The 8,758-nt window shown below is 52.6% G+C and carries 9 protein-coding genes and 1 tRNA gene; all 10 read left to right on the top strand.

The annotated features are described in order from the left end of the window. Window positions 1-864, top strand: an 864-nt coding sequence (locus B2R29_RS09490; RefSeq protein ID WP_301180833.1) for a helix-turn-helix domain-containing protein, incomplete at its 5' end; no start/stop codon positions are given. 117 nt (window positions 865-981) lie between these two features. After that, a complete protein-coding gene (gene thrS, locus B2R29_RS09485) occupies window positions 982-2,913 on the top strand; it encodes a threonine--tRNA ligase (RefSeq protein ID WP_301180832.1) in 1,932 nt (643 codons plus the stop codon). Between the two features lie 2 nt (window positions 2,914-2,915). Further along, window positions 2,916-3,455, top strand: a complete 540-nt coding sequence (gene infC / locus B2R29_RS09480; protein ID WP_374047326.1) for a translation initiation factor IF-3 — start codon at window positions 2,916-2,918, stop codon at window positions 3,453-3,455. Between the two features lie 155 nt (window positions 3,456-3,610). Beyond that, window positions 3,611-3,805: a 50S ribosomal protein L35 gene (gene rpmI / locus B2R29_RS09475; protein ID WP_221794585.1), complete on the top strand. Its 195-nt coding sequence runs from the start codon at window positions 3,611-3,613 to the stop codon at window positions 3,803-3,805. Between the two features lie 22 nt (window positions 3,806-3,827). Then, entirely contained in the window at window positions 3,828-4,181 is a 354-nt protein-coding gene (gene rplT / locus B2R29_RS09470; RefSeq protein ID WP_068435564.1) for a 50S ribosomal protein L20, read from the top strand. A gap of 225 nt (window positions 4,182-4,406) precedes the next feature. Then, on the top strand, window positions 4,407-5,411 hold the full coding sequence (pheS, locus tag B2R29_RS09465; protein WP_301180844.1) for a phenylalanine--tRNA ligase subunit alpha: 1,005 nt from the start codon (window positions 4,407-4,409) through the stop codon (window positions 5,409-5,411). A 19-nt stretch (window positions 5,412-5,430) separates the two neighbouring features. Beyond that, a complete protein-coding gene (gene pheT / locus B2R29_RS09460) occupies window positions 5,431-7,818 on the top strand; it encodes a phenylalanine--tRNA ligase subunit beta (protein ID WP_301180831.1) in 2,388 nt (795 codons plus the stop codon). Between the two features lies 1 nt (window position 7,819). Continuing rightward, window positions 7,820-8,125: an integration host factor subunit alpha gene (gene ihfA / locus B2R29_RS09455; RefSeq protein ID WP_068440580.1), complete on the top strand. Its 306-nt coding sequence runs from the start codon at window positions 7,820-7,822 to the stop codon at window positions 8,123-8,125. Then, window positions 8,103-8,471, top strand: a complete 369-nt coding sequence (locus B2R29_RS09450) for a MerR family transcriptional regulator (RefSeq protein WP_301180830.1) — start codon at window positions 8,103-8,105, stop codon at window positions 8,469-8,471. Before ihfA ends, B2R29_RS09450 begins: the two co-directional genes overlap by 23 nt. A gap of 82 nt (window positions 8,472-8,553) precedes the next feature. After that, window positions 8,554-8,630: transfer RNA gene (locus B2R29_RS09445), tRNA-Pro, on the top strand. Window positions 8,631-8,758: the final 128 nt, after the last annotated feature.

Raw genomic sequence — 8,758 nt, 5'->3', positions numbered from 1 at the left:
GAGTGGTGGTCGCTGCTGGACAGCGTGCAAGCAGGAGTTGGAACGTCATCTGTCGGCGTTGACCTTGCGAAGCGAGTCGGGCCTGAGCATGTTGGCGTTATTGGTTATCTGACCTTATCGTGCCAGACGGTTTTGGAGGCCTTTCAATATTTCGAGCGGTTCCAGACTTTGCTCTATGAAGGCCCTAAGGCACGACTCGAATTGAGAGGCGGCCTCGCTGGATTAGTGTGGGATACCAGCTTTGGCGGTTCTACGCGTTTATCGGATGAAGTGATTCTTGGGGGCTTCGTTACTTTTTTGCGACGAATGACGGGGCAGAGCGATCTTGTAATAGAGCGTGCAGAAAGCTGGTGGAGTGACTTGCCAGCTGCTGATCTGTTCGAGGAGTACCTGGGTGGCACACTGATATTGAACGCCAGTGCGAATGCACTCTGGTTTGATGCCAGTGTACTGACTATGCCTTTGGTCGGTCACGACGATGCAGCGTTCAGGGCATTGAATGATAAGGCAACCACAGCACTCGCCAACATGCCTGATCTTGGGCGGTTTGCGGACACCGTAAGGCAACTGATGATTGAGCGCCTACCGCTGGGTGAGGCTGACCAGAGCGCAATTGCCTCACGTCTGGCGATGTCAGAACGCACATTGCTGCGCAGGTTGCGTCAGTCGGGTATTGGCTTCAGGGATCTGCTGGGGCGGGTCAGGGTAGAGCTGGCTCAGGTCTACCTTCGTGATCAGCACCTGACCCTCAGTGAAATTGCGCTGCTGCTTGGCTACTCGGAGCAGGCGCCTTTTAACCGGGCTTTTCGCAAAGCGACGGGCAAAACACCGGGCAAGTGGCGGGCAGAATTCAAGCTCACATAATGCCTTGGTCAAAGCCGCAGCCATCAACTGTTTACACGGCTTTTTCCGGCCTGTAGAGTACCCGGTCTTTACATTCACGTGGCCTGTCGTGGGGGCCACCACTGACAAGGATTTACTATGCCTGTTATTACCCTTCCTGATGGCTCCAAACGCGAGTTCGATCAACCCGTTACCCTGATGCAAGTCGCCGAAGATATCGGCCCCGGTCTCGCCAAAGCGACCGTGTGTGGTCGTATTAATGGTGAACTGGTTGATGCCTGTGAACTGATCACTCGCGATTCCGATGTCACGCTGATCACAGGTCGCGATGAAGAAGGTCTGGAAGTTATCCGTCACTCATTCGCTCACCTCGTTGGTCATGCCGTTAAGCAGCTGTATCCAAGCGCTAAGATGGCGATTGGCCCGGTGATCGATAACGGCTTCTATTACGACATCGATTTTGAGCGTCCATTTACACCGGAAGACGTTGAAGCCATCGAGAAGCGCGTTAAAGAGCTGATTAAGAAAGATTATGACGTCATCAAGAAGATGACGCCGATCAAAGAAGCGCGTCGTGTGTTTGTTGATCGCGAGGAAGATTACAAGGTCGAGCTGATCGATGACCTGATCAGCAAAGGTGAAGAGGCGGTTGGCCTGTATCACCATGAAGAATACACCGACATGTGTCGTGGACCGCACGTCCCGAACACGCGGGTTATGCGTATCTTCAAACTGCAGCGTGTCTCAGGTGCCTACTGGCGCGGTGATTCACAGAATGCTCAGTTGCAGCGTATCTACGGTACTGCGTGGAACGACAAAAAAGACATGAAGGCGTACCTTCAGCGTCTCGAAGAAGCTGAAAAGCGCGACCACCGTAAGCTGGCGAAGCAGCTGGATCTGTTCCACCTGCAGGAAGAAGCACCGGGCATGGTGTTCTGGCACCCGAACGGCTGGACGATTTATCAGGTACTTGAACAGTACATGCGTAAAGTTCAGAACGACGCCGGTTATCAGGAGATCAAAACGCCACAGGTTGTAGACCGCACTCTCTGGGAGAAGTCTGGCCACTGGGAACATTACTCAGACGCCATGTTCACTACTGAGTCCGAGAAGCGCAGCTACGCCGTTAAGCCGATGAACTGCCCGTGTCATATTCAGGTGTTCAACCAGGGGCTGAAGTCTTACCGTGAGCTGCCACTGCGCCTGGCCGAGTTTGGTTGCTGCCACCGTAATGAGCCTTCGGGTGCGCTGCATGGCATCATGCGTGTGCGCGGCTTTACTCAGGACGATGCACACATATTCTGCTCAAACAGCCAGATCCGTCAGGAAGCTTCTGATTTCATCAAGCTGACTCTGGATGTGTACAAAGACTTCGGCTTCGATAATGTCGAAATGAAACTTTCGACCCGCCCAGAAGGTCGTATTGGTGAAGAGTCTCTTTGGGATGAAGCAGAAGCTGCTCTCGAAGATGCTCTGAACGATGCCGGTCTGGATTGGGAGCTACAACCGGGCGAAGGTGCCTTCTACGGCCCTAAGATCGAATTTTCTCTGCGTGACTGCATTGGCCGTGTATGGCAGTGCGGCACTATTCAGCTCGACTTCATGCTGCCTGAGCGTCTCGGCGCCCAGTTTGTTGATGAAGACGGCGAACGTAAGACGCCGGTCATGTTGCACCGTGCTATTCTTGGTTCCTTCGAGCGGTTTGTCGGTATTCTGATTGAACATTACGCAGGTGCAATGCCGCCATGGCTTGCTCCAAAGCAGGTTTCTGTCCTGAATATTACTGATAGCCAGGCAGAATATTGCCGTGAAGTTGCCGAAAAACTGAAAGCAGCGGGCTTCAGAGCAGATGCGGACTTGAGAAATGAGAAGATCGGCTTTAAAATCCGCGAGCATACTTTACACAAGGTCCCTTTCCAGTTGGTGGTAGGGGATAAAGAAAAAGAAACAAACACTGTCGCAGTTCGCACCCGCACGGGTGAAGACCTCGGTGCTATGAGTATCGATGAGTTGATCGCCGTCCTTGACAGGGCGATCGCTGAGCGCGGCCGGTTTGGAATGGAGAACTGATCATCAGACGCGATAATAGAAGAGGAGCACGTGATAACCGTGCACCCATTAACGACCAGATTCGTGCAAACGAAGTCCGGTTAATCGGAGCAGACGGCGAGCAAGTAGGCGTCGTCACTTTACGCGAAGCCCTTGCGGCTGCGGAAGAAGCCGAGCTGGATCTGGTACAGATTTCAGACGGCGATCCGATCGTCTGTAAGGTCATGGACTTCGGCAAGAAGCTCTACGAAGAGAAGAAGCAGAAAGCAGAAGCCAAAAAGAAACAGCACCAGGTGCAGATTAAGGAAGTCAAATTCCGTCCGGGTACGGAAGAAGGCGACTACCAGATTAAACTGCGTAATCTGAAGCGCTTCCTCGAAGCGGGTAACAAAGCAAAAGTATCGCTGCGTTTCCGCGGTCGTGAGATGGCTCACCAGAACCTGGGTATGGAACTGATGATGCGCGTTGAGAAAGATCTTGAAGATCTGGGTAGCGTTGAGCAGCGTCCTAAGATGGAAGGTCGCCAGATGATCATGATCATCGGTCCTTCGAAAAAGAAGTAGTCTGGTTTTCAAATGAATACGCAGACCCCGGCGATTGCCGGGGTTTGTGCGTTCTGCCAGACGCTGCGTTCGCCTGAATTGGGCGGGCGTTATTACGGCAGAGGTTGTACAGGGTCTTAGTTTCTGTACGTCTCATAACTTTCAGGAGTATGAAAATGCCAAAGATCAAAACTAAGAGCGGCGCTGCGAAGCGCTTCAAAAAGACTGCGAACGGTTTCAAGCACCGTAATGCTTTCCGCAGCCACATCCTGACCAAGAAGAGCACGAAGCGTAAGCGTCACCTCCGTGGTATGTCGCAGCTGCACGCTTCTGATAAGAAGCTCGTTATTCGTATGCTTCCTAACCTTTAATCGGACTGTCAGGAGATAAATTATGGCTCGTGTAAAACGTGGTGTTGTCGCTCGTCGTCGTCACAAAAAAATTCTGAAGCAGGCTAAAGGTTACTACGGTGCCCGCAGTCGCGTGTTCCGCGTTGCTAAGCAAGCGGTAATCAAAGCAGGTCAGTACGCTTACCGTGACCGTCGTCAGCGTAAGCGTCAGTTCCGTCAGCTGTGGATTGCGCGTATTAACGCAGGTGCACGTCAGAATGGTCTGTCTTACAGCAAGTTCATCAATGGCCTGAAAAAAGCCACTGTTGAAATTGACCGTAAGGTTCTGGCTGATCTGGCTGTGAATGAAAAAGCAGCGTTTGCGGCTCTGGTTGAAAAAGCCAAGTCCAGCCTGTAATTTCACCGCGCTCTTCTGAGTACGCGGAACCGGGCCAGTGATTAGTTTGACTGGCCAAAGGATAGGGGAGTGGCTTTCTTTGAAAGACCTCCCCTATTTTTTTGTGTTTTTAAATACATTCAGTGCTTACCAGAACTCCTTTGAAACAAGTTTGCTGTTTAAAGGCGGAGTGGAGGGATTTCCGGTAAGCACTTAATCAAAAAATGACCTTTCAGGATCATCATGATGGAAAACTTAGAGGCTCTGACGCAGCAGGCGTTGGATGCAGTCGCTGCCTCGAGCGACATGGCAGCACTCGATCAGGTACGTGTTCAGTATCTGGGCAAAAAGGGCGAGATCTCTGCCCTGATGAAAAACCTGGGCAATGTTGCTCCGGAAGATCGCCCGAAAGTCGGTGCGGTGATTAATGAAGCGCGTGGCAAGGTTCAGGATGCTCTGAACGCCCGCAAAGAATCGCTTGAGAGCGAAGCGCTTAACGCCAAGCTGGCGTCTGAGACCCTTGATGTGACACTGCCGGGCCGTGCGGTTCAGGAAGGCAGCCTCCATCCGGTAACACGCACTCTGGAGCGTATTGAAGGCTTCTTTGCTAACGCCGGTTATCAGGTGGCTGAAGGCCCTGAGATCGAAGACGATTTTCACAACTTTGAAGCCCTGAACATTCCATCGCATCACCCGGCGCGTGCCATGCACGACACCTTCTATTTTGATGCAGGTACTTTGCTGCGTACTCATACGTCACCGGTACAGGTACGTACAATGGAGTCGCAGGAGCCGCCGATCCGCATTATCTGTCCGGGGCGTGTTTATCGCTGCGACTACGATCAGACGCACTCGCCAATGTTCCATCAGGTCGAAGGTCTGCTGGTCGATAAAGGCATCAGCTTTGCGGATCTGAAGGGCACGATTCAGGAATTCCTGAGTGTCTTCTTTGAGCGTGATCTGGTGATCCGTCTGCGTCCGTCTTACTTCCCGTTCACTGAGCCGTCCGCTGAGATTGATATTGAATGGGTGATTGAAACGCCGGAAGGCACCAAGCGTCGCTGGCTTGAGGTCGGTGGTTGCGGCATGGTCCACCCAGAAGTCTTCAAACACGTAAACATTGACCCTGAAGAATACACAGGTTTCGCCTTTGGTATGGGCGTTGAGCGTCTGGCGATGCTCCGCTACGGCGTGAACGACCTGCGTCTGTTCTTCGAAAACGACCTGCGCTTCCTGCAGCAGTTCAAGTAATTCAGGGGATATAAAGAAAATGAAATTCAGCGAACAGTGGTTACGCGAATGGGTAAACCCTGAGATCACGACTCAGGAACTGGTAGATCATCTGACACTGGCGGGTCTTGAAGTTGATGGCGAAGAAGCCGTCGCGGGTGAGTTCACCGGCATTGTTGTAGGGCAGGTCGTTAGCCGCGAACAGCATCCGGATGCCGATAAACTGAGCCTGTGTCAGGTGACTGATGGCACCGAGAACTTCCAGATCGTTTGTGGCGCTGCCAACGTGCGCGAAGGTCTGAAAATTCCTTTCGCTAAGATCGGTGCGGTCCTTCCTACCGACGACGGCAAAGGCTTTAAGATCAAGAAAGCTAAGCTGCGTGGCGTAGAGTCGTTCGGTATGCTGTGTGCCGAAGCTGAGCTGGGTATGGCAGAAAGCTCAGACGGCCTGATGGAATTACCAGACTCCGCACCAGTAGGCGCTGACTTCCGCGAGTACCTGAACCTCGATGATACCGTGATCGAAGTGGACCTCACGCCAAACCGTGCAGACTGCCTCAGTATTGCGGGCTTGGCGCGTGAAACTGGTGTACTCACCCGTACCGAGGTGACACCTCCACTGGTACCAGCCGTCGCCGCTTCAATCGACGATAAAGCGTCTGTCGAAGTCACTGCGGCAGAAGCCTGCCCACGCTATCTGGGTCGTATTGTTAAAGGCGTTAACGTCAAAGCAGAAACACCTCTGTGGATGGTTGAAAAACTGCGCCGTGGCGGTATCCGTTCGATTGATCCTGTCGTGGATATTACAAACTACGTATTACTTGAGCTGGGCCAGCCAATGCATGCCTTTGATCTTGCTCAGGTGGAAGGTGGCATTCGTGTTCGCCTGGCTGAAGAAGGTGAAAAGCTGACTCTGCTGGACGGTCAGGAAGTTGAACTGAACGCAGACACTCTGGTCATCGCTGACCACGCCAAACCACTGGCGATGGCCGGTGTGATGGGGGGCGAGCACTCCGGTGTGAACGAGAACACGCAAGACCTGCTATTAGAAGCGGCATTCTTTAACCCGATTGCGATTGCTGGCCGTGCCCGTAACTACGGTCTGCACACCGATTCTTCGCACCGTTTTGAACGTGGTGTTGATTACAACCTGGCCAATACTGCGATGGAACGTGCGACGCAACTCGTGATTGATATCTGCGGTGGTCAGGCGGGCCCGGTCACAGAGGTGACTGCCGAAGACAAACTGCCAGAAGCAGCGACCATTACTCTACGCCGTAAGCGCATTGAGCAAGTGCTGAGTCTGACGATGGCCGACGATGAAGTCACAGATATTCTGGTTCGTCTCGGTATGGATACAAAAACGACCGACGAAGGCTGGACAGTAACAGCACCGTCGTATCGTTTTGATATGGCGATTGAAGCCGACCTGATCGAAGAACTGGCGCGTATCTACGGTTATAACCGTTTGCCGACCCGCGTTCCTGCGGCAGCGACGCCTCTGGCGAAAGCACCTGAATCCCGTATGCCAATCCGTGATCTGCGCCGCCAGATCATTGCCCGCGGGTATCAGGAAGCGATTACCTACAGCTTCGTTGAACCAGAGCTGCAGAAAGCGCTTGATCCTGAGCGTGAAGCACTGCCACTGCTGAATCCGATTTCAGCGGACATGGGTGTGATGCGCACGACTCTGCTGACAGGTCTGGTGTCGGCAGCAAGTTATAACCTGAAACGTCAGCAGCCACGCGTTCGCTTATTCGAGACCGGCCTGCGTTTTGTGCCTGAAGCCGATGGTCTGAAGCAGACTCCAACGTTGGCGATGCTGGTGTGCGGTAACCGTCTGACTCAAGGATGGAGCGAGCAGGAAACCCCCGTCGATTTCTTTGATCTCAAAGGCGACGTCGAGTCTCTTCTGGCGCGTGGCGGCGATGCTTCTGCGTACCGTTTCGAGTCTGCTCAGCATCCTGCCCTGCACCCAGGTCAGACGGCACGCGTTCTGAAGAACGGCGAACCGATTGGTTGGATTGGTGCATTGCACCCAGCGACTCAGAAAAAGGTTGGGGTTAAGCAGCCGTTGTTCGTAGCGGAGCTGGACCTTGAAGCGATTCGTGATATCGCCGTGCCTTCATATGGTGATATCTCGAAATTCCCTGAAATGCGTCGCGATCTGGCGCTGGTTGTAGACCAGTCAGTTCAGGTTGATCAGGTATTCGACGGAATCCGAAGCGTAGCGGGGGATTACCTCACTAAGCTCAACCTGTTTGATGTATATGTCGGCAAAGGTATTGATCCTGATAGAAAAAGTCTCGCTTTGGGCTTGACGTGGCAGCATCCTTCGCGCACTCTGACTGATGAAGAAGTGAACAACTCTGTGGAAGCAGTCTTGGCTCACCTCTCTGAAAGCATAGGAGCAACGTTAAGGGGTTAACATGACCGCCCTGACCAAAGCAGAACTGGCAGAAAAACTGTTTGAAGATCTTGGTCTTAATAAGCGTGAAGCTAAGGATATGGTGGACATCTTTTTTGATGAAATCCGCGATAGCCTGAGCCGAAATGAGCAGGTGAAGTTATCAGGGTTTGGTAACTTCGACCTGCGTGACAAGCGTCAGCGTCCGGGACGTAATCCAAAGACAGGCGAGGAGATACCGATTTCTGCTCGCCGTGTTGTGACGTTCAAGCCGGGGCAGAAGCTCAAAATTCGGGTAGAAGCCTATGCTGGAAGCCAGCCACAATAACGAACTACCGCCTATTCCATCGAAGCGTTACTTCACTATCGGTGAGGTCAGTGAGCTTTGCGATGTGAAGCCTCATGTTCTCAGGTATTGGGAACAGGAATTTCCAACCCTTAAGCCGGTTAAGCGTGCCGGTAATCGTCGTTATTATCAGCGTCAGGACGTGATTCTTGTGCGGGAGATCCGTGCTTTGCTGTATCAGGACGGTTACACCATTGGTGGTGCGAGGCAGAAGCTGGAAGACAATGGCGAATCGCAGGCGGTGGCCATGGATAAAGCTCTGATTAAAAATATGATACGTGAGCTGAAAGAGCTCGAAGACATGCTTAATCCAGACGCTAACCTCTGACGGGCATTCCAAAAAAAGTTTACCTTTTCAGGCACTTAAGTATACTTGAACGCTCTGTTCACAGGCTTGTGGCAGTAAAATTCGGGATGTGGCGCAGTCTGGTAGCGCACTCGCCTGGGGGGCGAGTGGTCGCAGGTTCAAATCCTGTCATCCCGACCAATTTGATTATTTAGAATACAGGGTGCCAGGGGGAGTCGCAGACCTAGCCGGCCGCGTTTAATCCTGTCATCCAGACCAATCTCCTAAGTTAGTAATTTTCTCCCTCCTATTCTCAATCAGTCGCCGGT

This window comes from Thalassolituus sp. UBA3500 (assembly GCF_002377545.1).
Taxonomy (GTDB): Bacteria; Pseudomonadota; Gammaproteobacteria; order Pseudomonadales; family Oceanobacteraceae; genus Thalassolituus.
The sequence above is the reverse complement of the archived record's forward strand: the minus strand, read 5'-3'. Positions and strand labels throughout refer to the sequence as shown.

Coding starts and splice junctions, on each gene's coding strand:
- rplT (WP_068435564.1), top strand. CDS start 3,828: ATGGCTCGTGTAAAACGTGGTGTTGTCGCTCGTCGTCGTCACAAAAAA.
- thrS (WP_301180832.1), top strand. CDS start 982: ATGCCTGTTATTACCCTTCCTGATGGCTCCAAACGCGAGTTCGATCAA.
- ihfA (WP_068440580.1), top strand. CDS start 7,820: ATGACCGCCCTGACCAAAGCAGAACTGGCAGAAAAACTGTTTGAAGAT.
- pheS (WP_301180844.1), top strand. CDS start 4,407: ATGGAAAACTTAGAGGCTCTGACGCAGCAGGCGTTGGATGCAGTCGCT.
- rpmI (WP_221794585.1), top strand. CDS start 3,611: ATGCCAAAGATCAAAACTAAGAGCGGCGCTGCGAAGCGCTTCAAAAAG.
- pheT (WP_301180831.1), top strand. CDS start 5,431: ATGAAATTCAGCGAACAGTGGTTACGCGAATGGGTAAACCCTGAGATC.
- B2R29_RS09450 (WP_301180830.1), top strand. CDS start 8,103: ATGCTGGAAGCCAGCCACAATAACGAACTACCGCCTATTCCATCGAAG.